The following is a 25,570-nucleotide window of genomic DNA, read 5'->3' on the forward strand; positions in this document are numbered from 1 at the left end:
TATAACAATATATAACTAAACATATCCAAACACAACTGTAGTTATAGAAAAACGAAAAACTGTATGCTAGAATAGCATCTAAATATATACATACGAAATTGGGAGGAATGGAAATGTTTAAGAAATGGGCACTCTCCGTGATGGGGATATTGGCAATCCTTCTGGTTGTAAATTTATCTGCAGGTTCAGGTGTAGAGGTGCAAGCAGCCACCAAGAAGACCGAAATTATTGTTTCCGCAGCGGCTAGTTTGCAAGACAGCCTGGATAAGATTGCCCTCCTTTATGAAAAGAAACATCCCGATATTGATTTGGTTTTTAATTATGCGGCATCCGGCACTCTGCAAAAGCAGATTGAGCAAGGGGCCCCGGCGGATCTGTTCTTCTCTGCAGGTGATAAACAGATGAATGCACTGGTGGAAGGTGGACTTATCTTCGATCATAAGGTTCTGCTTAAGAATCAATTGGTTGTAGTTGTACCCTCAGATTCAAAGGTCAAATTAACTACGATTACTCAGCTTACGGATAAAGCTTTTAAGAAGGTGGCAGTGGGACAGCCTGAATCTGTGCCGGCGGGTCAATATGCTCAGCAATCGCTGGCAGCGAAAAAGGTATGGGATCCGCTGCAAAGCAAACTCGTATTTGCCAAGGATGTGCGTCAGGTTCTCTCTTATGTAGAAACAGGAAATGCCGATGCTGGTTTTGTCTATAAGACAGATGCGCTTACTTCAAAGAAAACTAAAATCGCTTTGACGGTCGGTCCACATGTACACAAAGCCATAAATTATCCGGCAGGCATCGTGAAGAGCTCGAAGAATCAAAAGGCAGCTAAGGAGTTGTATAGTTACCTTCAGAGCAAGGAAGCTAATGATATCTTTGTAAGTTATGGCTTCCTGCTTCCTTAAATAGAAATTACGAGTAGAAGCGGGTGGAATAAGGTTGGAAATAAATTGGACTGATTTCTTCGCCCCGGTATGGCTTTCCGTAAAAATATCTGTGATTACCAGCATTATTGTATTCATTTTGGCAACAGCTGCTGCGAAGGCCATGGCAGGCCGGAAGTTTCCCGGTCACAGCTTAGTAGAGACCATAATGCTGCTTCCGCTCGTTTTGCCGCCGACGGTCGTGGGATTTGTGCTTTTAGTTATTTTAGGCCGACGAAGCTGGATCGGCAGATGGTATGAACAGATGACGGAGCAGACGATCCTGTTCACATGGGGGGCAGCTGTTATCGCCGCTGTAGTCGTAGCTTTTCCACTCGTATACCGCACAGTGAAGGCGGGTTTCGAAGGGATAGAAGCAGATCTTGAAGATGCAGCGCGGGCACAAGGGGCAAGTGAACTGCAAGTACTGCGTTATGTCACGCTGCCGCTTGCGGGCCGGTCGCTGGCAGCCGGTTATGTTCTTGGCTTTGCCCGCGGTCTTGGGGAGTTTGGAGCTACCATCATGGTAGCTGGCAATATTCCGGGTCGTACGCAAACCTTACCCACAGCGATCTATGTTGCGGTAGATGGAGGCAATATGACGCTCGCGTGGATGTGGGTATGCTCAATTATTGTTATTTCAGCCGCTATGCTGATGTTTGTGAATCGGCGTTCTTAAAAAACACCAGACAGCGATTCTCCGGTTATGGGAGAGTTGCTGCCTGGTGTTTCTGGTTTGCGGCGGCGGTTTGAGCAGATGCTGAGCGAGTGGAAACCCGGCGACTTTGATGTCAGCTTTTAGATTAGCTTTTAGCACCGCCAAATTTTGATGGAATCTGTGAGTTAACTGCATTCTATACAGTTATTCGGTCTGCATAAGGGATCGTTCTAGCTTTAATTGTATTCTATACAACTAAAACGCGAAAATCACCTATGTGGTAGTAATTCAAAAGAAATAGATGTACCAAATACAGTTATATCTAATTTGCTAGTTGTTCGAAGAAATATAGTTGTACGAAATACAGCTAAACGCTTCTGCATATTGCTTCCTTCTTCTGTCTGCGACCATTAAGTCTCATAAATAATCGTCCCAGTTTCCGTGAGATCATATCCGTGAATGGATCCAAGCTCATTCTGGAAGGCTGGTGAACGCAAAATATCAATCACGGCAGCGATCCATTGCTCATGCTCCGGTTTTTTAATCATCACCAGGTCGTAGCACTCCTGAATCATAGGAATAAAATCAACGCCGTTGACAATCTTGGCGGCTTTCTCGGTGCCGATAGCTACATCAGCTTCTCCCCGGGCCACTTTACCGGCAACTGCCAAATGACTGTTCTCCTCGTTCTTATAGCCTGTTAGGCTGGCTGCTGGAATGCCATGCAATCGAAGCTCTTCATCCAATAATACGCGTGCACCTGAGCCTCGTTCTCTATTGATCAGCGTGAGTCCATTCTGTTCTAAGTGAGACCATTCCTGAATACCTTTAGGGTTCCCTTTTTGTACATAAAAACCAGCACTTCGGGTTAGCAGGCGAATTACAACATAAGAGCATCCGACGAGTATTTTACGGATATAGGGTAGGTTGTATTCTCCAGTATCCCCGTCGAGCAGATGTGTGCTGACAATGTCCGATTCCCCTTTATACATGGCTATCAGGCTGTCTAGACTCCCGGCATAAGAACGAAGAGGACGTTCAGTAGGCAGAGCCCGTTCTAAATAGGTAGCTAGAATATCTAGTGACATATCCTGACCTGTAATCACCAAGCTGTGTCCTACAGCTTTAAGGTGAGGAGATTGTGCTGGCATTTGAGCTGGATTTGTACCGGAAAAGGCTAAGGGTATTGCTGGTGGAGTTTGGCCCATTATAGTAGTAAGGTTAGCGGTAGACGCCCCACTCCGTGTATTTTGTTTGTAGGCTTCCAAATCGGATTGATCCACGCGCATTTGTTTTCCTACACGGTAGGAGGGGAGCTCCCCTTTTTTAATTAGATCATATACTTTTAATTTTGATATTTTTAATAAGCGGGCAATTTCCTCTGTCGTATAGGATGTATTATCGGGCATCACAAAAGCCTCCAGAACTTCATATTAGGACAAGACTACCCTATTTTGAAGCCCTGTGCAATTAGCCTATTGTTGTTTCCCAGCCTGCTGTGTACTGGATAATTTGATCAACTCAGAGACAGTGACAAATCGAAAGCCTTTCTTTTCTAATTCCGGCAAAATAATTTTAAGCGCTTCTCTAGTTTGTGACTGCCCGTGCACATGATCATGAAACAGAACGATGTCCCCATTACGCGCATTTCGAATGACCTTGTTCGAAATACTGTATACGCCTGGGCGATTCCAGTCACGTGTATCTTGATGCCAGGACCATAATATTGGCTTCAAGCCCATATTGTTAGACAGATCTACTAAGGTCTCGTCATACATGCCACCTGGTGGTCTGAACAGTGAACTATGTTTACCGGAGACTTTTATAATCTCTTCTTCGGTTAATTTTAGCTCCTGCTCAAATTGCGCTTCATTAATAGGTCTTTTAAAATAAACGTGATTGTAGGTATGGTTAGCTAATTCATGCCCCTCAGCAATAACTCGTTTCGCTACCTCTGGATAGGCTGCAATTCTTTTTCCTATCGCAAAAAAGGTGCATTTCGCATGGTATTGATTCAATACCTTTAAGATTTGATCGGTTTCAGTAGGGTCAGGACCGTCATCGAACGTCAATGCAATCACTTTTTGGTTAGTATGTACTTCCCAAATCATGTCTCCTCTTTTTTCGTAGTAGTCGCGGTTTTTGCTTGGACTGCCTAGAGCAGAGTTCGTGAAGCATAAAAAGAGTGTAAGGGTGATCATCATAATTTTGCTGCGAGTTTTCATCATTTCACCTGTTTTTTTTATTTTAGAGTGCTCCTTTTGGGGGTAGGTATATTCATAGTTTAAGTTTTGTATAGACAACCAGTCTTTTTTCGTGCTCTTTCTTCTTTCTACTATACCTTCATGTAAAGGTTATGAGATTCATTTTGGCTTCTGATGATTACATAGTTATCGACATGCCCGTTTATAATTAAATTAGCTTTTGTATTTTGATGTGAAAATAGTTATGAAAATGCCTTATAATGAAGTACTATATACAGACATTTGGTTAGGGGTGGGAATATGACACTTATTGAAAAAAGAGAACACCGGCAATATCCGGAGATTACCCGCCTTGAAACGTCGAGAGCTGCTTATGAGCGTGATTATTCACGTCTGATTCATTCGCCTACTTTTCGTAGGCTACAAGGTAAATCACAAGTATTCGGAGCAGGGACGGGTGATTATTACCGTACGCGTCTGACTCACTCACTTGAAGTTGCGCAGATTGCCCGTGAGGCGGCGAAAAGTCTGCTGCGATCGTATCCAGAAGTGGAAACCACTAAGGCAGAGAATCCGGGTCTTGTTATTGATCCAGAGGTAGTGGAATGCGCAGCTATCGCTCATGATTTTGGCCATCCTCCCTTTGGACATAAAGGGGAAGAAGTGCTGGATAATATTTTGGAACAGCTTATTGAAAAGAAAACTAACGAAGCTGCGCTGCAATCAGGCGCAACGGGTGTGGATCGGCTGCTGATCCATGAGCAGATGAAGCAACGTTATGAGCATTTCGAAGGAAATGCCCACAATTATCGGCTGATTATGTTTCTGGAGAAGCGTGAAAATATTGATGGCCTAAATCTGTCGGATGCTGTGCTGCTAGGCATAAATAAATATCCTTTTCCCGGCACCTCGCTGAAGAAGGGGATGTACCTGCACGAATGGGGATATATTTCGGAGATCCGCAAAGAATGGGGAATACCAACAGGTAAGAAAACGTTGGAGGCTCAGCTTATGGACCTTTGTGACGATATCGCTTATTCTGCACATGATCTGGAGGATGGGATTAAAGCCGGAAAGATTGAAGTGCATGAACACTTTATGCATGATTCTTATATCCAGCGGTTAATCGTGGAGAAAATCACCACGCTCGAGGATTTCTTCTGGAAGGGCTGGGAAGAGGAAGGCATTCGCGCGAAGGTTGAGGAAGTGCTCAGTTCATTTCTTCGGGTTTGGAAGGAAAAAATGCCAACCTGTGAAAACGACTATTCCCGCACTCGACGTGAAGTTAAGGCTTATTGGGTAAGTACCTTTGTCGCAAGCTTGGGAGTGATCCAAGATGGAGACTGGAAGAAGGTCACCTTTATAAAGGAAGGAAAAGAAGATGAAGATATGCTGCGGACCGTCAGTGTGCTGAAAAGCTTCGCATGGGTCACTATGATCCGTGATTTGCGTGTGCAGCGGCTGCAGAAACGTAGTGAGTGGATTTTGCGCCGTCTATGGGGAGCATTTCTGGATCCACAGACCTCTAAAGCCATTATTCCATCGGATTGGCTGCAGCGCTTTGAGAAAGATCAGAAGCAGGCAAAGCCGATTTGGACTTGGGAGCATATGGTGATTGATTATATCGCAGGGATGACTGATGCTTTTGCAGAGAAAATATATAATGAGCTGTACGGACTGAAAGTCGGCTCGATTTATGATTTGGATTAGAGGCTCTTAGACAAGTAGTCCCTGCTGTTCATTTAGGATGATCTAAATGAACAGCAGGGGCTATTTTTATAAGGATTATTGATTTAAATACCACTCATATGCCCTTTTTTCAAGATTAACTACAAATTCTTCTTTCCCGTCTATATAAGCTCCACTGTCTTCTGGGAATTGTTTGGCAAGAGTATTCTTTAAATCTCCGTACTGTTTAACCGCCTCCGGATGTGATCGAAGGTAGTCTCTTACAGCCAGATGACGACCGATATCTATCTTATTATCCATTTGGAAGACATGAACATGATGGGTTCTGCTATTTCCGCCTTTTCTGAAATATCTTCTGCCACTGATACCGAACTCACCCATACATTCATAACCAAGTGCTGTCATTTGCTGGTTGAACTCATCTACAGCTGCGATATTTCGTACTACAGGCATTATATCTATGATTGGTTTCGCTTTGAGTCCGGAAACAGAAGTGCTGCCAATATGGTGAATATCAACAAGGGCATCAGCAAAGATATCTTTAATCTTCTGAGCTTCTTCGTTGAACAGTAGACCCCATTGTTCGTTAAATTCTGTGACCGTGACCTTCATTGCACTAACCCTCTCTTTATGGATAACTTTGGATTTTCTTATTATAGAACAGATGTTCCTGTTTTGTAAAGCTTATTATTAATATTGCCGGTCATAATCAACAAGATTTAGAGAAGGCGTGCCTGATGATAAGTAAGACTTCACATTTTCGGTAAAAATATTAACGATCCGGTCAGCGTATTGATCTGTAATTCCAGCGGAGTGTGGAGTGATGATAACCTGCTCCATAGACCAAAGCGGATGATCCTGCGGAAGAGGTTCGGTCTCAAAAACATCCAACCCAGCGCCACGGAGTTGTCCGCGATTCAAGGCATCGATCAGCGCCTCTGTATCGGTAGTTGCGCCCCGGCCAATGTTAATGTAATAGGAGCCTTCTTTAAACGCGGAGAAGCTGGTGGCATTAAATAAATGCTTGGTCTCATCGGTAATAGGAAGGGTATTGATGATGAAATCGCCTTGACTTACAGCTTCGGATAAACGATCTGTTGTATAGATTTGATCAAAGTCTGCAACTGGCTTACCGGAACGGCTGACACCGATAGTCTTCATCCGGAAGGCTTTAGCAATTCTGGCGGTTTCACTGCCGATCGCTCCAGTTCCAGCTATTACAGCTGTTTTACCGAACAGCTCGCTTTCACTGCCATCAGATTTCCAAATACGGTTCTGCTGATTACGTACAGCCGTATGCAAATTACGGGTGAAGAGAAGCATAAACCCGAAGATTACCGCAGAAATAGGTTCGGCATGAACTCCGCTCCCACTGGTGAGCAGGATTCCTTGTTCTTTAAGACGATCGAGAGGAAGCTTCTCAATACCAGCAGACCAGGACTGAACCCAGCGAAGGGAGGACTCGGGGCGAAGGAGTGTATCCGAAATACCTTTTGCCCAGCCAATTACAATTTCTGCTTCTGCAAGCAGCTGCAAATCCGGATTTTTTGCGTCTCCTTGTGAAAATGTATAGCCTGGGGCAGCGGCTTTGATCCTTTCCTGCTGCTGAGATGTAAGTGGTTGTAGACATACTATAGACTTAGTCATGATGTATTCCTCCTACTTTGTGGTTTAATGGATATGGATCATGTTATAGGTTAAGAATACCAAATCTATTGGAGAAGGTGAAATTGACCATGGATGCTAAACCATCAGAGAACGAATCAGAACGGCTTTTTCTTGCTGTAAAATTACCTTCTGAGCTGCGAGAAATAGTGGCACAGGCATGTTCAAAGCTATCTGAAAATTTTGATTTTGCTAAATGGACAAATCCGCAAGATTATCATATTACCCTGCAATTTTTAGGAGATACCCCAAAGTCCAAAATTCCAGATTTAGTAAAATTCTTGAGGCAGACTGCGGGTCAAGGCAGACCCTTCAATCTGTCTTTGGACAAATGGGACACATTTGGTCTTCCAGCTTCCCCAAGAGTCCTGTGGATAGGGGTTTCCGGCGAAATAGAGGCATTAAATCAATTAGCTGCCAGAGTGCATTCAGCGACGTTTCCATTAGGTTTTTCAGGCGAATCCAGGGCCTATAAACCGCATCTTACCGTGGCTCGAAAGTACCGGGGAAAAAATTCATATGATGATAAATTGCTGGAAAACTTACTGAAATTGGATGATGATTGGAACCTAAAAAACTATCAGAGAGACTGGACGATTGATAGTTTTGTGTTGTATGCTACCAGAATGTATGCCATTCCTATGTATGAAATTATTGAAAAGTTTACAGTTTAAAATCGATAATAAAGTTTTCAAAGCTTCCGTTTTCGGTTACATACAATAGGAATGTGCCGTGAAATAGGAGGAATATCATGTTAATTTTTAAACAAAACCGCTATATTGCGTTGCTCGTTGGCGTTATACTAGTGTGTTTCTCTGCCATAAGCTTATTGCAACCCGAACAAGTTGCGGAAGGGAAGATGGACAGGGTGCAGATGGATAAGTTGCAATCCACCAGCCGTGCATCCGTACTTTCTCTTTTGCAAGATGAATCGAAGTCTAGTATAACGAGTAGCATTACGAGGGGCATTACTGAAGTTACACAAGCCAATAAGCTTAATAACACATTCAGTCTTTTAAGTTCCGCTTGGAAACCGGCGAAGGGTGTGGAATGGCTTAGTGTAAAAAAATTAAAACAAAAAAACACAAAAAACACATCGAACGTTTCCATTATTCGGGTGAAGGCTGATGTAGTACAATCCAAGCCAGCTGCGCAAAAAGCGTCGCAATTGGCGGAAACAGCAACAAAGAGTAGTCAGGCGACAGCGAAGACAGTCTCGGCTTCTCAGAAACATCCCCTCACAACATTGTACTTCTCTCGGACAGAGCTATTAAGCCAGGAGCAGCAAAGTAAAGCAACCCGGCGCTACGCTGTATCCGAAGAAGAACTGCTTCTGCTACAAAAAATTGTAATGGCAGAGGCGGAAGGTGAACCGTACAAGGGCAAGGTGGCAGTTGCCAACGTTGTTCTGAATAGGCTGCGGTCAGCCAATTTCCCCGACACGATATATAAGGTTATTTATCAGAAGAGCCAGTTCAGCCCTGTAGCTAACGGGCGTCTTAACCGTGTGAAGCCTAACGATGATAGTATTAAAGCGGTGAATGCTGCACTCTCCGGAGTAAAGGAAGTTCCCGATAATACTTACTTTTTCTTGTCGCTAAAACTTGCACAGGATCTGACCGTACATCATACACAGACTTATGTTAAAACCATTGGCAATCATACTTTTTATAAATAAATTTGGTGGATCTGTGAACCTCAGCGCTATATAGGGTAAACTAAACTATATGAATCTGGAGGTGAAGATAACCATGAAAATCACTTATTATGGACATTCAGCTCTGCTGGTAGAGACGGGGAACGTGAAGGTTATTATTGACCCCTTTTTGTCAGGCAATCCGAACTCCGGTATTTCACCTGCCGAGATTTCCGTTGATGCCGTTCTGCTTACTCACGGCCACTCTGATCATTTAGGAGATGCTGTCGAAATTGCCAAGCAGAATGATTGTCCGATCTTTGCGGTGTTTGAGCTTGCCGAATATTGCCGGATGAAGGGTGCACAGGTAAAGCACATGAATATAGGTGGTAGTCATACCTATGCCGGGATGACTGTGAAATTTACGCAGGCATTTCATTCCTCATCCATTCAGGAAGGCGACTCTTGGATTTATGCTGGACAACCCGCGGGGATTTTGTTAACGATTGAGGGCAAGACGATTTTCCATGCGGGGGATACCGCGCTATTCAGTGATCTGCGCCTCATTGGAGAAAGGAATGCGATTGCCTTGGCAGCTCTGCCTATAGGCGATATGCTTACCATGGGACCGGATGACGCCTTGCTGGCCGCACGCTGGCTGCGGGCGGATAAGGTGATCCCGCTACATTACAATACATTTCCGGATATTGCTCAGGATGGTGCTGATTTCTGCGATCGCCTGCACCAAGAGGGAGTGGAAGGTTTCCCGCTTAAAGCTGGTGAGAGTGTAGAAATTTAAACCAATCCGATTTATATTAAAAAAAGCAGGTAGCCGGGGGAATTCCCTGACTACCTGCTTATTCTTTAAGGTGTAATACATACAGGTTCTTCATTACGTGCTGGCGCTCTAGAGCCTCTGATTTCAGTTGCCTCGCTTACGGGATTACCTAACATCTTCAGAACAGTAGTCGCACAGCTTTGCGGTTGATGTTTATCTGGAGCGAGACGTCGTCTGCGTTGCTCTTCCAGAACTGAATATTCACGCAGCATCATAGTGAACCATTTGTTCACTACTTCCGAGTCGAGCACCTCTGCCAGCCCAAGCTCTACGAAATATTGGCAGTTTTTCTCTTCCTGACCTGGAATGGCTTTATAGAAAAGCATCGGAATTCCTTTGGCCTGACCTTCTGTGCAGGTCATCCCTCCAGGCTTCGTGATCAGCAGGTCTGAGGCATCCATCAATTTATTGATTTCACTGCTATATCCCAGAATTTTAACATTGGGATGATTGAGCAGCGGATTGGACTTCATTTTGGCGATTAGCTTCTCATTGCTGCCCATACAGAAGACGAGCTGAATCTCATCCATTCTGGCGGTGAGGGAATGCATAATCTCTTTGCCGAACATCAGCCCCCAACCTCCACCCATAATGAGTACGGTTGGTATATCAGCCAATCCCAGTTCCTTGCGCAGCAGCGTCTTGTTGGAGCGTTCCCAGAACTTTGGGTGCACTGGGATGCCAGTGACGGTTACTAGCTCTGGAGCGATCCCACGGCCCGTCAGAATGGATTTGACGCGTGGGGTAGATACGAGATAACGATTGACCTCGGAATTTACCCAGCTTCCATGGGCATCATAATCTGTAATTAATGTATACAGAGGCACATTTAATCCACGACGCTTTAGTCTGGAAATGACCGCAGCCGGAATGGGATGAGTGCAGATAATCAAATCAGGCTTTAGCTGTTCGATCACCTGTGAAGCATGTGTATAAAAAATCCGGTGAAGCGCCATTTTAGTCAACGGGTTCAATGATTTATGATATTGTGTCTTATACATCATGCCGACCAGCTTAGGCTGGCTGCTAACTGTTTTGCGGTAAGCGGAAAGAATCCAAGGGGCGACCGTCGGGTTAAGAAATTTCCCCAGCTCGATGACTCGGCACTGGACATCCGGATTCAGCAGCTTTATTCCTTCGGCCAGAGCATAGGCTGCTCCTGTGTGGCCCGTACCGAAGCCTTCCGAAAACAGCAGTACTCTTTTCTTTCGCATAAGTTCACCTGCTACTTTCCTTTTCTATAGAAATGCTTTCCTTCTTCTAATTATACTAGGAAATCTATACTATACTCACATTATACAAGTAAGACGTAAATAGAAAGTTAAAACCCTGCAATAAATAAAAAAATAAAAGGTTCGCCCAAAGTATTGCAAACTAGAAAACAACATGATAAAGTAGTGAATGACCAAATGACCGGATTAGTAAAGTGGTCAGAAGTCAGCGGGAACGATATTTTCTGGAGAAAGGAAGTGTGCACAGGTGGCAGTGGTGGATCGAAGACAGCAGGTGCTTCAGGCCGCAGCAAAATCTTTTTCATTATTTGGCTATAAGGCAACTACAATGGATCAGGTTGCTAAGATTGCAAATGTCGGTAAGGGAACCATCTACACCTTTTTTACAAACAAAGAACAATTGTTTGACGAGATCCTGCGCGATATGATGATGGAAATGAAGACGATAGCTGAACGGGAGATCAGGCGAGACAGACCTTTCTTTGATAACTTGCATCGTGTGCTGGATGCCCTGCTTGAGTTTCGAAGTGAGCAGGAGCTATTCATAAAACTTTCCCAGGAGAATCGCGAATTCGGTACGCCGCAGGCTGGAGAAGGACTCGAGAAGATCGAGAACGTAGTTTTAGAATATTTAGAACGGGAGGTGCAACAAGCGCTCCAACAGGGAGAAATCAAACCTTGCGATCCCAAAATCGTCTCGGTAGTCATGTTCAGATTATATATTGTATTGACTGCTGAACTGAATAAAACACATACTCCCTTGGACAAGGAACAGATCAAGATGTATTTTCATTTGTTTCTCGCCGAAGGATTGGCACAGTAAGGGTTGATTCAGGATAGGGATGGCGTTCTCAGCATCACTCGATTCGCTTTCCCTTAACAATTCTCAAGATGATTAGGCATTGAAGAAGAGCCGCAAGGCATTTTTTTATACCCTGAATTGACCGAATGGGGAAAACAGTCATTTAGTGTTACGTAATATTTCGCAAACAAAGCATTTTAAAGAGAGCATAAGCTCATAAGGAGAGAACCAGAATGAAATCATTATCCGTATTTACCAAGGATCTTGGCGCAGCCCTTAGAAATCCGAAGGTGCTGATTCCAATGATTGCTATCCTATTTATTCCGGTGATGTACAGCGGATTCTTCCTGAAGGCATTCTGGGATCCGTATGGCAAGATGAATGAACTTCCGGTTGCTGTGGTCAACCAGGATGTCGGCGCTAATTATGAAGGCAAGCAACTACAAGCCGGTAATGATCTTATAGAAGAGTTGAAGGTAACCGACGGCTTCCAGTGGAACTTCGTTTCCCTTGAAGAAGCGGAAGCAGGAATGAAGGACAATACTTATTATATGTCGATCATTGTTCCGGAAGACTTTTCTGCTAAAGCTACTACTCTTATGGATGATGAACCACAGCCGGCAAAAATTATTTATGAGCCAAATGAAGGTTATAACTTCTTGGCAGGTCAGATCGGTGGTACGGCTGTTGCAGAAATTAAAAATAAAGTATCTGCTAAAGTAACAGAAGCTTATGTTGAGTCTGTATTCAATCAGATTACAGAAGTATCTGATGGATTGGGCGAAGCCGGAGATGGTGCTTCCAAGATCGCTGATGGCGCTGGTAAGCTAGATGACGGAGCCTTGAAGCTGAAAGATAATCTTCTTGTACTGACAGATGGTACAGGTAAACTTCAAAATGGTGTAGAACCCCTTACACAAGGCGTGACTGATTTGAATGCAGGTGCTACAGCACTTAAAACAGGATCAACCACGTTGGCAAGCGGATTGCAACAACTGTCTACTGCACATACGCAACTTCAAGACGGTGTTGCACAAAGTTCTGCCGGCAGTAAACAGCTTAGTGACGGCTTGAAACAAGCTGTAACAGGTGCTACACAGCTTCAGGCGGGAACACAGTCTGCTGTGGATGGTACTTCTAAACTACAAGCAGGAACACAATCTTTAGTTGATGGCAGCGCGAAGCTGGAAGCGGGCTTAACTTCTTCCGTAGATGGCAGCGCAAAACTGGAAGCAGGTTTGCAAGCTTCCGCCGCAGGCAGCACGAAGGTAACTGAGGGTGCTAAAGCGGTAGCTCAAGGATTGCAGCAATTGGCACAGGCTAGTCCTGAGCTGGCACAAAATCCAGCGGTACAGAAGCTGCTGGCAGCTAGTGCAGCTGTGGCACAAGGCAGTGAGCAACTGCAACAAAGCCAAGAGCAGCTGGCACAGGGTGCAACTGCACTCCACAGTGGGCAAGAGCAACTGGCACAAGGTGCAACTCAACTGCACTCGGGTTCACAGCAGTTAGATGCTGGTGTAACTCAGTTGCATGATGGAGCAAAGCAATTAAATGCTGGTAGCACACAGCTGTTGACAGGCCAACAAAAACTGGCACAAGGCGCATCTGCACTTGTAACTGGTGGCGACAAGCTGAATGCAGGAATGCAACAATTTGGTGCGAAGCTTAAAGAAGCTGCAGCTGGAGGCAGCAAGCTGGCTGAAGGCGGTAAAGCACTTGGTGATGGTACCTCAAAACTGCTTAGCGGTGTAGGCGAACTAGGTTCCGGTATCAGTGCTGTAGCAGATGGTTCGAAAAAACTGGCTGATGGCGCAGGCGAGCTGAAAGATGGTATGGATGATCTGAAATCTGGATCAACAGAACTGGCAACTAAGCTTGGCGATGCTGCTGAAAAAACAGGCAGTGTGAACAAAACAGATGCAATGATGGAAATGTTCGCACAACCAGTTGTGGTTGAGGATAAAGTTGTGAATCATGTTCCGAACTATGGTACAGGTTTTGCTCCTTACTTCCTATCCCTTGGATTGTTTGTAGGTGCTTTGATTTCAACAATTGTTATTCCAATGCGTGATTCGGCTGTCCTTGGTGCTAGCCGTATGAACCGTTTCATCAGCCGTACGCTTACCTTCACAATCATGAGCTTTATCCAGTCTATGCTGGCTGCTGTGGTTGTATTGTACGGACTTGGACTGGAAGTACAAAGTAAACCGCTATTCTTCGTATTTACATTCTTAACCAGCTTAGTTTACACATGGGTAGTTCAAGCGATTGTTACTTGGATGGATCAACCGGGACGTTTCGTTGTTATCGTTATTCTTATCTTCCAATTAACAACTAGTGCCGGAACATTCCCACTTGAATTGATCCCTGACTGGATGAAATTCTTTAATCCACTGCTTCCAATGACTTACACAGTTAGTGGTCTCAAAGCAGTAATTTCTACAGGTGACTTCAGTGCGATGTGGGGAGATGTGGGTATCCTGGCAATCTTTGGTCTTGGATTCCTTGCTCTTACCTTCGCTTACTTCATGACTCGTAGCCGTGAGAATGAAGTTGGAGTGAATAGTGAACAAGTTTTGACTGTATAAACTGATAAATTTTTTGAAAAAAAAGTATAAAAAAGCGTCTCCTCCGGGAGACGCTTTTTTTGATTTAAAATCATAAAAACCCTTTTTCTTGCAAACATAATAGAAGGAATGAAAAATCTTGTAACGCTTTCATTGCATATGCACTTATGCGTTATTTATGTATAATTATGCAATATGAAGTTTTTTTAAACTTTTACTCACTAAAGCTGTGATGCAAAAACAAATGTTAATCAGCATCATAAAAAAGTTTAAATTGCGCTGATGATACCTCGGTGATAAAATAATAGCACTAATCTGGATTGAATAATTATTAAGATTTTCATGTGAAAAATTTTCCTAAGACATTGCATACTTTATAATAGAAAGGTTGCGTTCGATGAAACACACTGAACTGCCCGTAAAACAGGGCCTGTATGATCCCCAGTTCGAAAAAGATGCTTGCGGCATGGGATTTGTAGCTCATATTAAAGGCACACCGTCTCACAATATCGTAAGTAATGCTTTGACAATGCTCTTTAATATGGAGCATCGGGGAGGCCAAGGTAGCGAACCCAACTCTGGTGACGGAGCAGGTATCATGCTTCAAATTCCGCACCGTTTCTTTGCAAGCGAAGCTCAGAAGCTAGGCTTTGCTTTGCCGGAACAAGGCCATTATGGCGTGGGCATGATCTTTTTATCTCATAACGAAGAAGTTCGGGCGCAGCATGAAGCTCTCTTAAGCAATATTATTGCTGAAGAAGGTCAAATAGTACTCGGCTATCGTGATGTGCCTACCTATGATGAAATGCTTGGCAAGACAGCGAAAGCTGCTAAGCCTTTTGTGCGTCAAGTATTTATCGGCCGCTCGGCTTCGGTCACGAATGAGTTGTCTTTTGAACGTAAGCTTTATGTAATCCGCAAACGTGCAGAGCTTGCCATTCGTTACGGTGGTGCAGAAGAGGATGAATCCTTCTATATTCCAAGCTTGTCGTGCCGTAAGATTGTATACAAAGGCATGCTGACTACAGAACAAGTTGGACAATTCTACCTGGATTTGCAGAACGAAGAGCTGGAATCAGCGATCGCGTTAGTTCACTCCCGTTTCAGCACGAACACCTTCCCAAGCTGGGAACGTGCACATCCCTACCGCTTTATGATCCACAACGGTGAGATCAACACCTTGCGTGGTAATGTGAACTGGATGCATGCGCGCCAATCATTGTTTAAGAGCGAAGTGTTTGGTGAAGATCTGAACAAGATCAAGCCTGTTATTAACCCGGATGGATCGGACACTGCAATGTTCGATAACACCTTCGAGTTTCTCTATTTGAGCGGACGCTCCCTTCCACAGGTAGCCATGATGATGGTTCCTGAACCATGGAGCAATCATGATAGTATGGATGCTGATAAAAAAGCATTTTATGAATATCACAGTACTCTAATGGAGCCATGGGACGGGCCTGCTGCAATGGGCTTTACCGATGGTATACAAATCGGCGCTATTCTGGACCGTAACGGCCTGCGTCCTGCTCGTTATTATGTAACGAAAGACGATATGATTATTTTATCCTCAGAAGCCGGTGTACTGGACATTCCAGCAGAGGACATCTTATATAAAGACCGCCTGAAACCTGGACGCATGCTGCTCGTGGATACGAAGGAAGGCCGCATTATCTCCGATGAGGAAGTTAAATCGGCTATCGCCTCTGAGAAGCCTTATCGCCAGTGGCTGGATGAGCATTTGATCAGTCTTGATGAGCTTCCGGATGCGCCTGAACTGCCAAATCCTAAGCATGACAATGTACAACAGCTACAGCAGGCTTTCGGCTATACTTTTGAAGACTTGCGCAAAGTGCTTGAACCAATGGCTTCTACTGGTGCTGAAGCTGTCGGTTCCATGGGTTATGATGCTCCACTCGCCGTATTTTCGGACCGCCCGCAACGTCTCTATAACTATTTCAAACAAATGTTTGCTCAGGTAACGAATCCACCCATCGATGCCATTCGTGAAGAGCTGGTTACATCCACAACGACTACGATTGGACCAGAGCGTAATTTGCTTAAACCGGAACCGGAAAGCTGCCGCCAGATCTCGCTGCAAACGCCAATTCTTTCGAACGAAGATTTTGCTAAGATTCGCCATGTTCGCCGTGCAGGCTTCAAATCGATGTCTATTCCAATTCTTTTCCCGGCTGAGCTTGGGGCAGAAGGATTACGCATCGCGCTTGAGCGCATGAACGAGGCTGCTGACCGTGTTATGGCTAAAGGGCATAACATTCTGATTCTGACTGACCGCGGTGTGGACAGTGAGAATGCTGCGATTCCAGCGCTGCTTGCGGTATCAAGTCTGCATCACCATTTGATCCGCCAAGGAACACGGACGAAAGTTAGTATTTTGCTGGAATCCGGTGAACCACGTGAAGTCCATCATTATGCGCTGCTGCTCGGTTATGGTGTGAGTGCAGTAAATCCTTATCTGGCTTTTGAAAGCTTGGATGACATGATCGGCCAAGGTTTATTGCGGGGAATCTCGCATGAAAAAGCAGTGAAGAACTATATTAAAGCTGCGACTAAGAGCGTAGTTAAGATTCTTTCCAAAATGGGAATTTCGACGATTCAATCTTACCGCGGTGCGCAGATTTTTGAAGCTGTGGGTCTGAACTCTGAATTCGTGGATCGTTACTTTACTTGGACACCTTCCCGGATTGGCGGTATTGGCCTGGAGGAAGTTGCAACTGAGGCGCTTATCCATCATAACCGTGCTTTTACAGAAAAAGACGGAAATGATAAGGTGCTTGACTCCGGTGGCGATTATCAATGGCGTAATGATGGGGAAGAGCATCTATTCAATCCACAGACTATTCATCTGCTTCAGCACTCTGTGCGTAGCGGGAATTATGATATGTACAAGAAATATGCTGCCCTTGTTCAAGGAGAAAGCGAGAAGCAATTGACGCTTCGTTCCTTGTTGCAGTTCAAGTCAGCCTATGAACCGATTCCACTGGAAGAAGTAGAACCGGCATCATCCATTATGAAACGGTTTAAGACGGGTGCAATGTCCTTTGGTTCCATTAGTAAGGAAGCACATGAGACATTGGCCATTGCGATGAACCGGATCGGTGGCAAGAGTAATACAGGTGAGGGCGGCGAAGATCCAGCCCGCTATATTCCGGATAGCAATGGTGATTCACGTCGCAGTGCGATTAAACAAGTAGCTTCTGGACGTTTTGGTGTTACCTCGAACTACCTAGTTAACGCTGATGAGATCCAGATTAAAATGGCTCAGGGCGCTAAACCAGGGGAAGGTGGACAGCTTCCGGGACGTAAAGTTTATCCTTGGGTCGCTGAAGTACGTGGCTCAACAGCAGGTGTGGGTCTGATCTCACCTCCACCGCATCATGATATTTACTCTATCGAGGATTTGGCAGAGCTGATCTATGATCTGAAAAATGCAAATCCACGTGCAAATATTAATGTTAAGCTCGTATCGGAAGTTGGAGTGGGTACGATTGCTGCGGGTGTAGCCAAAGGGCGCGCTGATATTATCTTGGTTAGTGGCTATGATGGAGGTACAGGGGCATCGCCGATGAACTCCATTCGTCATGCGGGTCTTCCGTGGGAGCTTGGCTTGGCTGAAACCCATCAGACATTGATGCTCAACAATCTGCGTGACCGTGTAGTTCTGGAAACAGATGGTAAAATGCTAAGCGGCCGCGATTTAGCTGTAGCTGTATTGCTTGGGGCCGAAGAGTATGGTTTTGCTACTGCTCCACTAGTCTCTGTTGGCTGTATTATGATGCGTGTCTGCCAAATGGATACTTGTCCGGTTGGTGTAGCTACACAGAATCCGGATCTTCGTAAGAATTTTACCGGTGATCCGCAGCATGTAGTTAACTTTATGACCTTTGTGGCACAGGATCTGCGTGAAATTATGGCAAGTCTCGGCTTCCGTACAATTGAAGAGATGGTAGGCCGTACCGATTGTCTAGACGCAACTCAGGCGTCGAAGCATTGGAAGAAGAAAGGCATAGATTTGAGCAGCCTGCTGCATACACCGGAATTACCGGAAGGAAGTACACGCTTCCGCAGTAAATACCAGAATCACGGTCTGGAAGAGACACTGGATGTTTCGCAGCTGCTCGACCTGGCAGCACCTGCACTGGAATCAGGTACGGCTGTTGAGGCATCACTGCCAATCACGAACGTTAATCGTGCCGTCGGAACTATCCTTGGCAGCGAGCTGACCCGCAAGTATGGGGCCGCAGGTTTGCCGGATGATACGATTCGGCTTCATTTCACCGGTTCTGCTGGTCAAAGCTTGGGTGCATTCGTGCCTAAGGGAATCACGCTTACGGTGGAAGGAGATTCCAATGACTATGTAGGTAAAGGATTGTCGGGTGGTAAGATTATTATCAAGCCATCTCCGAAAGCTACCTTTGCTGCTGAGGACAATATCATTATCGGAAATACTGCATTCTACGGTGCAACAGGTGGAGAAGCCTATATCAACGGTATCGCTGGGGAACGTTTTGCCGTCCGTAACTCCGGAGCGAAGGTTGTTGTAGAAGGCGTGGGTGACCACGGCTGTGAATACATGACTGGAGGCCGAGTGGTTGTCCTTGGTGAAACTGGCCGTAACTTTGCGGCAGGGATGTCAGGCGGTATCGCTTATGTCTACGACCCAGATAGAACCTTCATCGGCCGCTGCAATCTCGAAATGGTACTGCTCGAGAGAGTGGAAGAGTCTGAGGAGATCGAAGAGCTGCGTGAGCTGATTATCCGCCATACCGAGCTTACAGGTAGTGCGGCTGGCGCACGGGTACTGGATCAGTGGGCAGATAGCTTGCCGAACTTCGTTCGTGTCATTCCGAAGGATTACAAACGGATGATGGAGCAAATTCGCAAGGTAGAACAAACCGGATTGACCGGAGAAGCTGCGTTGATGGCTGCATTTGAAGCGAATATGCGCGAGCTTGCCCGTGTTGGCGGTTAACTGTTGTACTTGAATGAAATAGGAACTATATGAATAAGGGGACCTGACTCTTCCTAATACCGGAGAGGTCAGGTTCCTTTTTTTAGATGGCAGACTCTTATCCTCTAGTGATTTTCGGAAAAAAGGGTATATGTGGTAAACTAGGTTATAGATGAAAGGAAGTGAGACTATGTCGAATACAGAAATATTGATGGAGCCTGTTGCCCGCCTGCAGGGAGTCACCAAAAAAATCGGCTCGAAAACGCTGGTGAGCGATTTAACGCTGGACATCCCGCCAGGACAAATCTTCGGTTTTTTGGGACCCAACGGAGCAGGTAAGACTACTACAATACGGATGATGGTAGGATTGATTTCCATTAGTCGTGGAGACATCTTGATCTGTGGCCGTAGTATTAAAAACCATTTTGAAGAGGCTATCGCAAATATAGGGGCCATTGTAGAAAATCCAGAGATGTACAAGTTCCTCACCGGTTATCAGAATCTGCGCCAATATGCACGAATGGTACCAGGGGTAACGAAGCAACGGATAGATGAGGTTGTCGAGCTAGTCGGATTGGGTCAAAGAATTCATGACAAAGTTAAGACCTATTCGCTAGGTATGCGTCAGAGGCTGGGAGTGGCTCAAGCACTGCTGCACAGACCCAAGCTGCTGATTCTAGATGAGCCAACCAACGGGCTGGACCCACAAGGGATACGCGAGCTCCGAGACTATTTACGCCGTTTATGTCAGGAAGAAGGAACAACTGTATTCGTCTCCAGTCATTTACTTTCCGAGATGGAGCTCATGTGTGACAGCGTAGCGATTATCCAAAATGGACGACTGGTGGATGTGAAGCAGCTGAAAGGGGTAGGCAATACTGTAATGCCTCTGGGAGAAACCTTGTTCGAGGTTGATAATGCTGAAGCTGCCTTAGCCCTCATTGGACGTGGAGTATTTAAGAGTGGGGGACTTGTGCTTGAGGCAGAGCGTGAGGAGATTGCAGAATTAAATGCCAAGCTAGTGGCAGGTGGGATTAAGGTGTATAACATCAGAACTCTTGCCCGTACGCTGGAGGATCAATTCTTAGAGGTTACAGGAGGTGAAGGAATTGGGTGAGTTTACAGCTCTCATACATAATGAGAATATCAAAATATACAGCCGTGTCCGCACATGGATTATGCTGCTTATTCTTGCAGTGATGAGCGTGCTGCTTCCTGCGCTTATTTATTTCACAAGCGAAGGCGATTCATCGCTTCTGGGGCTTTGGGACAACTTTCAGATGACGGTGAGTATTGCGTTCTTCTTGAATACAATCTTTACCGTTGTAGTGGCTTCTGACTCCGTAGCGGGCGAATTTACCTGGGGAACCATCAAGCTGCTGCTGATTCGCCCGTGGAGTCGCTCCAAGATCCTGCTCTCGAAATATATTTCCATGGTGTTATTCAGTTTGCTTAGCACCGCAGTATTGATTGCTTTTGGGTTTGGTGCTTCGTTAATCTTCTCCTCATCTTCGGGAGATACGATGTCGTCCATTACGGCTTGGAGTCCAGCGGAATATTCCTTCCTAGATCTCCTATGTCGTTACATTGAGCTTTTCCTGACTGCTGCTCTGGCTTTCATGGTATCTAGCGTATTCCGCGCAAGTGGGCTGGCTATTGGATTATCCTTATTTATTATGTTTGCCAAGAGTATTTTTACGGTTATTTTTAGTCCAGAACGGTTTGAATGGGCCCAATACTTGATCTTCACACATATGGATCTAAGAGGCTACCTATTGTCAGATACGGGTCCGGGGGGCTCTACACTTGGCTTCTCCATAGCTGTATTAGCGGTGTACTATATCCTATTCCTGGCCATTTCCTGGATTGTCTTCCGTAAAAGGGACGTTGCTTCATAGAAATAAGTCTAGCCGGCTTCAAGTGTTCCTTGAGCTTTGGAGGAGCGCTTGGCTGCCTTGTCCTTTTTCATATTACTTTTGGGCTCACCTGCTTTTTCAGAGGTGGGCTGTTCTTGCATGGCAATGGAGCCATTCAGGAGGCTGCCTTCCATAATGCTAAGTGCTCCTGCTGAAATATTGCCATGCAACTCCCCGGTTCCGGTCATAATGAGTCTGCGATCAGCCGTAACATCCCCGTATACTTTGCCGGCGATCACGATTTCCTCCGCTTTAATACTGGAGCGCACTGTTCCTTCTTCTCCTACAGTTACGACACCACTGCAAATAATCTCACCGCTAAAGGTACCCTCAATACGCAGGTTTGTATCACATTGGACCTTACCCTCTAGTGTTCCTCCATGCCCAATTAGGGAATCGGTAGATTTAAAGGGGACACGCTGCTGCCGTTTGTTCCACATTTATAAATTCCTCCTATTTTGAAATTAAATGCAACCTTTTAGGGTTTGACATACGCCAAAGGGTTGACAGTTTTATTCTGCTTCACAACCTGAAAATGAAGATGAGGACCTGTGCTTCGGCCAGTGCTTCCAAGTAAGCCGATTTTCTGCCCCTTGCTAACCTTGTCTCCCGCAGATACGATCATTCCGTTCAAATGCATGTACCAGGTTTCCAATCCATTTGGATGCTTAATCACGATGTATTTTCCGCGTGCGCCCATTTGTTCCGCAGTAATAACCTCGCCATCTAAGGCAGCATATACAGGATCACCGATGTTCCCAGCAATATCGACACCGGAATGGAACGCAGATAAACCTTTGAATGGATCTGAGCGGTAGCCGAAGCTTGAAGAAATGACTTTGGACTCGGTAGGCCAGAGCGGTACTGCGTTAAGTTTAGCCTTTTCTGCACGGGCCTTTTGAGCTTGCAGATTTGCCTGTACGTTATTCTCATGCTCTGCCTGTGTGATTGTCTGTGTGATACTTTCCACCATTTCATCAAGCATCCCGTGAATCTCCTCAAAGTCATCCTTAGTTTCTTCCACCAAGCTCGTAGCGTCGTTCTGATACACTGCGATGTATTCTCCACCAACCTGCGGGGTGAGTGTTTTTGGAAGGGCTGCGGTGATGGCTCCAAAGCGGAAACTTATGGCGGATAGAGAAGTGGAAGATGAGTTCTCTTCAGTACTCTGCTTAAAGGAGGTCTCTTTAGGAACGGGAGAAGAAAGACGGCTCGATAAACCTAATGTTGAATTTGAAGTGGCCGATCCAGCTTTTGATTTTTCTGTTGCAGATTTCTCCGTTTGGGATTCATTCGAGTCTGTAGCGGCAGCAGCACCTTTGCTTTTGTTAATCAATGCTTGCAGCTCCTGTTCCAGTGCATTTACACTCTTCAGCTTGTCTTTAATGTTATCTGCCTCTTCCGAAAGCTCGCTGACCTGGCTACGAAGCTGTGTTAAATCTTTATCCTTGTCGGCGACCTTCATTTCCATGCGGAGATTGGTTAGCGATAGTGCGGCTGCCTCGGCTTCTAGCTGTGAGATGGACTGAGAGGCATGGAAATGCATAGAGGTGACCAGACTGGAGATAGACAGGGCTGCTGCTGCCGGTAAGGCGAACGCTAGCGGTTTGGAGATGTGGAGCTGTTTGACTGGACGTCCGGCATCCCTTACGACAAGCAGCGTAATCCGTTTATGATCTGGCTGACTCTTCATGGCTTCTCCTTTCTGCGGCTTATGGTAGCCGCTTGCGATACCTGAGGCTAACGACTTTTCTTCCATTAGGCTCATCCGAATTGTCCTACTACTCTATGTATTCCATATCTTTCAGGAACATGACAACGGTTTGTTTGAATAAAGAAGGAGAGTTACGGCAAAACCTGTACTAGAGTCATCATAGAGAGTCTATTGCATCTGTTTTTATGAATTGAGGGGGGTAGAGAATTGAAGATTTTCGCGATAATTCTAATTCTTTTTATCATACAGATTGCATTGATTGTATTTCTGGAGTACCGCCGCCCGCAAAGGGCTATAGCATGGTTGTTTATTTCCTTCTGTTGTCCACCGCTCGGTCTGGCATTCTATTATTTTCTAGGTCGTGACTACAGACAGAATAGAAAATTGAACAAAAGATGTACTTCGCTCTTCCGGGAAATTCGTTCGTATGTCACTGGTAAGATTAAGGTAGTAAAACAAGCATCGGATACTGGCAACGCTCAGTTTGAGAATAACGAAGGTTTATTGGGTTTGCTTGCAAAGCTCTCGGAAGGGCCTATTACAGGCCATAACAAAAGCAGAGTACTGTCAACTGCAAGAGAAGCTTACGACGCTATGCTGGAAGCCATGGAAGAGGCAAAAGAACATATCCACATGCAATTTTATATTTATCGTGATGATGAGATTGGAGAACAGTTTCAGGACGTTATGATTCGAAAGGCGCGGCAGGGAGTAAAGGTGCGTTTGCTTTGTGATGGACTGGGCAGTCATCGATTAAGCCGTAGGTTTATTCGAACCCTGAGAAATGCCGGGGTCGAGTTCCACTTTTTTTTACCTCCGATTAGTTCTTTACTGGATCGTCGGTTTAATTTCCGCAATCATCGGAAGATCCTAGTGGTGGACGGATTGATTGGTTTTACAGGTGGAATGAATATCGGGGATGATTACTTAGGAAAGGACGCCAAGATGGGTTACTGGCGCGATACCCATCTGCGTTTAGAAGGAGATTCTGTTTATTATATTCAGTATGTCTTCCTGAAGGATTGGAGACTGGCCTCTGGTGAAGGTATGAGCCATCCTCGTTTGTTCCCTGAGCACTCTTGTAAGGAGCAAGAAGCCGTGCAGATAGTAGGAAGTGGACCGGATGCTGCAATCGATGCTTCTCAGGAGATGTATTTTGCCGCTTTTTGCTCTGCTAGGGAACGGATCTGGATTACATCGCCGTATTTTATTCCGGACCCTGCGATTTGTCGTGCTTTGAAGAGTGCAGTCCTTCGTGGAGTGGATGTTAGAATCATCATTCCGGCGAAGCCCGATAATAAGCTTGTTTATCATGCTTCTTTGTCTTATCTGGAGAATTTACAAGATGCAGGCGTGAAGTTCTATCGCTACACCAAAGGATTTATGCATGCCAAAGTCATGATAGTGGATGATCTGCTGGGTACGGTGGGAAGTGCGAATCTGGATATGCGCAGCTTCTATTCTAATTTCGAAATGACAGCGGTTTTGCTGCATGCTGAGACGATAGCAGTGCTAGTCGCGGGGTTTGAAAAGGATCAAAAGAACAGTGAATTCATTGATCCTGTAAAATTTAAGGAGAGAGGGAGAATTGTCAAACTCGGTGAAGGGCTATGTCAGTTGTTATCACCGCTGTTATGACCGGAAAGAGGACTAAATCTGAATTTTTCGAAGGATAGTACGTGTTCCATTCATTATTAGAGCATATTTTGTGATATAATAATTGTATAAGAAGAAATGTAAGAAAGTATAGATTGTAATTATACTTCCGAATGTTTCAAAACTATACTGTTAAATTGTAGGGGGAGTTCTATGAATGTGAGTCCACAAATGTTTACCAAAGAGGAGCAGAACAAACTGCAGAAGACCGGTGCCCATAAAATGGCTAAGTTCGCGCAGCGTATGATCATGTTATCCGTAGGGGCCGCCATGATGGCTGTTGCACTTGAGATATTCCTAGTACCTAATCAAATGATTGATGGCGGGATTACCGGTATCTCCATTATGTTATCACATTTATTCGACATTCCTCTGGGTATATTATTGACATTGCTCAACCTTCCGTTCCTGTTAATCGGTTATAAGCAAATCGGTAAGACATTTGCCTTATCTACGTTATATGCGATTTTACTTATGTCTATCGGCACTTCAATGCTGCATCATGTAGAGGCCTTTACAGTTGAACCGATGCTTGCTGCCGTGTTTGGCGGTATTATTCTAGGTGTAGGTGTTGGGTTGGTTGTACGTTTCGGGGGATCTCTAGACGGTACAGAAATTGTTGCGATTTTAGTAGCCAAGAAGCTTCCCTTCTCTGTAGGTGAAGTAGTTATGTTCTTCAACCTGTTCATTTTGTCCGGAGCTGGATTTGTGTTTGGTTGGAATAACGCGATGTTCTCCCTGATTGCTTATTATATTGCATTTAAGGTTATTGACATCACCCTTGAGGGTCTGGATCAATCGAAATCAGTATGGATTATCAGTGATAAATTCCGCGATATCGGGGAAGCTTTGACAGAGCGTCTTGGACGTGGTGTTACTTATTTAGATGGAGAAGGCGGATTTTCCGGTGAGAACAAGAAAGTGATCTTTGTAGTTATCACCCGTCTGGAAGAAGCTAAGCTTAAAACCATTGTTGAAGATTGGGATTCTGATGCATTCATCGCAATAGGTAACATCCATGATGTTAAAGGTGGCCGCTTCAAGAAGAAATCCATCCACTAGCGTAGCTCTTAAGTATCATTAACTGAAAGAAGGTATTTT

General features: G+C 45.1%; 20 protein-coding genes. 13 read left to right on the forward strand and 7 right to left on the reverse strand.

Going from position 1 to position 25,570, the window contains the following annotated elements:
- Positions 1–107 precede the first annotated feature (107 nt).
- Entirely contained in the window at positions 108–902 is a 795-nt protein-coding gene (gene modA / locus MKZ09_RS05455; protein WP_370511183.1) for a molybdate ABC transporter substrate-binding protein, read from the forward strand.
- A 40-nt stretch (positions 903–942) separates the two neighbouring features.
- Positions 943–1,599 (forward strand): molybdate ABC transporter permease subunit, encoded by a 657-nt coding sequence (gene modB, locus MKZ09_RS05460; RefSeq protein ID WP_172628881.1) that lies wholly within the window; start codon positions 943–945, stop codon positions 1,597–1,599.
- A 389-nt stretch (positions 1,600–1,988) separates the two neighbouring features.
- Here the strand turns inward: modB and MKZ09_RS05465 are convergent, their stop codons facing one another.
- Both MKZ09_RS05465 and MKZ09_RS05470 read right to left on the reverse strand, forming a co-directional pair.
- A complete protein-coding gene (locus MKZ09_RS05465; protein ID WP_076207356.1) occupies positions 1,989–2,987 on the reverse strand; it encodes a substrate-binding domain-containing protein in 999 nt (332 codons plus the stop codon).
- A 66-nt stretch (positions 2,988–3,053) separates the two neighbouring features.
- Complete coding sequence (locus tag MKZ09_RS05470; protein ID WP_076129284.1) at positions 3,054–3,803, reverse strand: polysaccharide deacetylase family protein; 750 nt, start codon at positions 3,801–3,803, stop codon at positions 3,054–3,056.
- Positions 3,804–4,082: 279 nt separating this feature from the next.
- Between MKZ09_RS05470 and MKZ09_RS05475 the strand changes: the two genes are divergently transcribed.
- Positions 4,083–5,492, forward strand: a complete 1,410-nt coding sequence (locus MKZ09_RS05475) for a deoxyguanosinetriphosphate triphosphohydrolase family protein (protein WP_076207359.1) — start codon at positions 4,083–4,085, stop codon at positions 5,490–5,492.
- A 75-nt stretch (positions 5,493–5,567) separates the two neighbouring features.
- On the opposite strand, the gene MKZ09_RS05480 is transcribed toward MKZ09_RS05475, so the two are convergent.
- Positions 5,568–6,083, reverse strand: coding sequence for a GrpB family protein (locus MKZ09_RS05480; RefSeq protein WP_076207362.1), 516 nt, complete (start codon positions 6,081–6,083; stop codon positions 5,568–5,570).
- A 78-nt stretch (positions 6,084–6,161) separates the two neighbouring features.
- Positions 6,162–7,118 carry a D-2-hydroxyacid dehydrogenase gene (locus MKZ09_RS05485; protein ID WP_076207365.1) on the reverse strand — a complete coding sequence of 319 codons (957 nt, stop codon included), beginning with the start codon at positions 7,116–7,118 and terminating at the stop codon, positions 6,162–6,164.
- 89 nt (positions 7,119–7,207) lie between these two features.
- Here MKZ09_RS05485 and thpR point away from each other — a divergent pair, with 89 nt between their 5' ends.
- From thpR to MKZ09_RS05500, 3 genes are all read left to right on the forward strand, one after another.
- Positions 7,208–7,810 carry an RNA 2',3'-cyclic phosphodiesterase gene (gene thpR / locus MKZ09_RS05490; protein WP_076207368.1) on the forward strand — a complete coding sequence of 201 codons (603 nt, stop codon included), beginning with the start codon at positions 7,208–7,210 and terminating at the stop codon, positions 7,808–7,810.
- Positions 7,811–7,887: 77 nt separating this feature from the next.
- Positions 7,888–8,814 carry a cell wall hydrolase gene (locus tag MKZ09_RS05495; protein WP_076137184.1) on the forward strand — a complete coding sequence of 309 codons (927 nt, stop codon included), beginning with the start codon at positions 7,888–7,890 and terminating at the stop codon, positions 8,812–8,814.
- Between the two features lie 73 nt (positions 8,815–8,887).
- Positions 8,888–9,571 carry a metal-dependent hydrolase gene (locus tag MKZ09_RS05500; protein WP_076137186.1) on the forward strand — a complete coding sequence of 228 codons (684 nt, stop codon included), beginning with the start codon at positions 8,888–8,890 and terminating at the stop codon, positions 9,569–9,571.
- A gap of 65 nt (positions 9,572–9,636) precedes the next feature.
- Here MKZ09_RS05500 and MKZ09_RS05505 read toward each other — a convergent pair whose 3' ends face one another.
- Entirely contained in the window at positions 9,637–10,824 is a 1,188-nt protein-coding gene (locus tag MKZ09_RS05505) for an MGDG synthase family glycosyltransferase (RefSeq protein ID WP_076137188.1), read from the reverse strand.
- Positions 10,825–11,089: 265 nt separating this feature from the next.
- On the opposite strand from MKZ09_RS05505, the gene MKZ09_RS05510 reads away from it, so the two are divergent.
- The 5 genes from MKZ09_RS05510 (at position 11,090) to MKZ09_RS05530 (ending at position 21,081) form a co-directional block, all read left to right on the forward strand.
- Positions 11,090–11,665, forward strand: coding sequence for a TetR/AcrR family transcriptional regulator (locus tag MKZ09_RS05510; RefSeq protein ID WP_076129243.1), 576 nt, complete (start codon positions 11,090–11,092; stop codon positions 11,663–11,665).
- Positions 11,666–11,877: 212 nt separating this feature from the next.
- Positions 11,878–14,232: a YhgE/Pip domain-containing protein gene (locus tag MKZ09_RS05515; protein WP_076207370.1), complete on the forward strand. Its 2,355-nt coding sequence runs from the start codon at positions 11,878–11,880 to the stop codon at positions 14,230–14,232.
- Between the two features lie 376 nt (positions 14,233–14,608).
- The gene (gene gltB, locus MKZ09_RS05520) at positions 14,609–19,204 is read left to right on the forward strand and encodes a glutamate synthase large subunit (RefSeq protein WP_076137192.1); all 4,596 of its coding nucleotides are present in this window, start codon (positions 14,609–14,611) and stop codon (positions 19,202–19,204) included.
- A gap of 169 nt (positions 19,205–19,373) precedes the next feature.
- Positions 19,374–20,300 carry an ABC transporter ATP-binding protein gene (locus MKZ09_RS05525; RefSeq protein ID WP_232061156.1) on the forward strand — a complete coding sequence of 309 codons (927 nt, stop codon included), beginning with the start codon at positions 19,374–19,376 and terminating at the stop codon, positions 20,298–20,300.
- On the forward strand, positions 20,293–21,081 hold the full coding sequence (locus MKZ09_RS05530) for an ABC transporter permease (RefSeq protein WP_076137194.1): 789 nt from the start codon (positions 20,293–20,295) through the stop codon (positions 21,079–21,081). The genes MKZ09_RS05525 and MKZ09_RS05530 overlap by 8 nt, the downstream gene beginning before the upstream one ends.
- An 8-nt stretch (positions 21,082–21,089) precedes the next feature.
- Here MKZ09_RS05530 and MKZ09_RS05535 read toward each other — a convergent pair whose 3' ends face one another.
- Together MKZ09_RS05535 and MKZ09_RS05540 are read right to left on the reverse strand one after the other, a co-directional pair.
- Positions 21,090–21,539, reverse strand: coding sequence for a bactofilin family protein (locus MKZ09_RS05535; RefSeq protein ID WP_038568928.1), 450 nt, complete (start codon positions 21,537–21,539; stop codon positions 21,090–21,092).
- Positions 21,540–21,577: 38 nt separating this feature from the next.
- The gene (locus tag MKZ09_RS05540) at positions 21,578–22,858 is read right to left on the reverse strand and encodes a M23 family metallopeptidase (protein WP_076207373.1); all 1,281 of its coding nucleotides are present in this window, start codon (positions 22,856–22,858) and stop codon (positions 21,578–21,580) included.
- A gap of 162 nt (positions 22,859–23,020) precedes the next feature.
- Between MKZ09_RS05540 and cls the strand changes: the two genes are divergently transcribed.
- Both cls and MKZ09_RS05550 read left to right on the forward strand, forming a co-directional pair.
- Positions 23,021–24,451: a cardiolipin synthase gene (gene cls / locus MKZ09_RS05545; RefSeq protein WP_076137198.1), complete on the forward strand. Its 1,431-nt coding sequence runs from the start codon at positions 23,021–23,023 to the stop codon at positions 24,449–24,451.
- Positions 24,452–24,691: 240 nt separating this feature from the next.
- Positions 24,692–25,531, forward strand: a complete 840-nt coding sequence (locus MKZ09_RS05550) for a YitT family protein (protein ID WP_232061500.1) — start codon at positions 24,692–24,694, stop codon at positions 25,529–25,531.
- The last annotated feature ends 39 nt before the right edge of the window (positions 25,532–25,570 follow it).

The sequence above is a fragment of the Paenibacillus sp. FSL R5-0908 genome, assembly GCF_038006245.1.
Lineage (GTDB): Bacteria > Bacillota > Bacilli > Paenibacillales > Paenibacillaceae > Paenibacillus_AQ > Paenibacillus_AQ odorifer.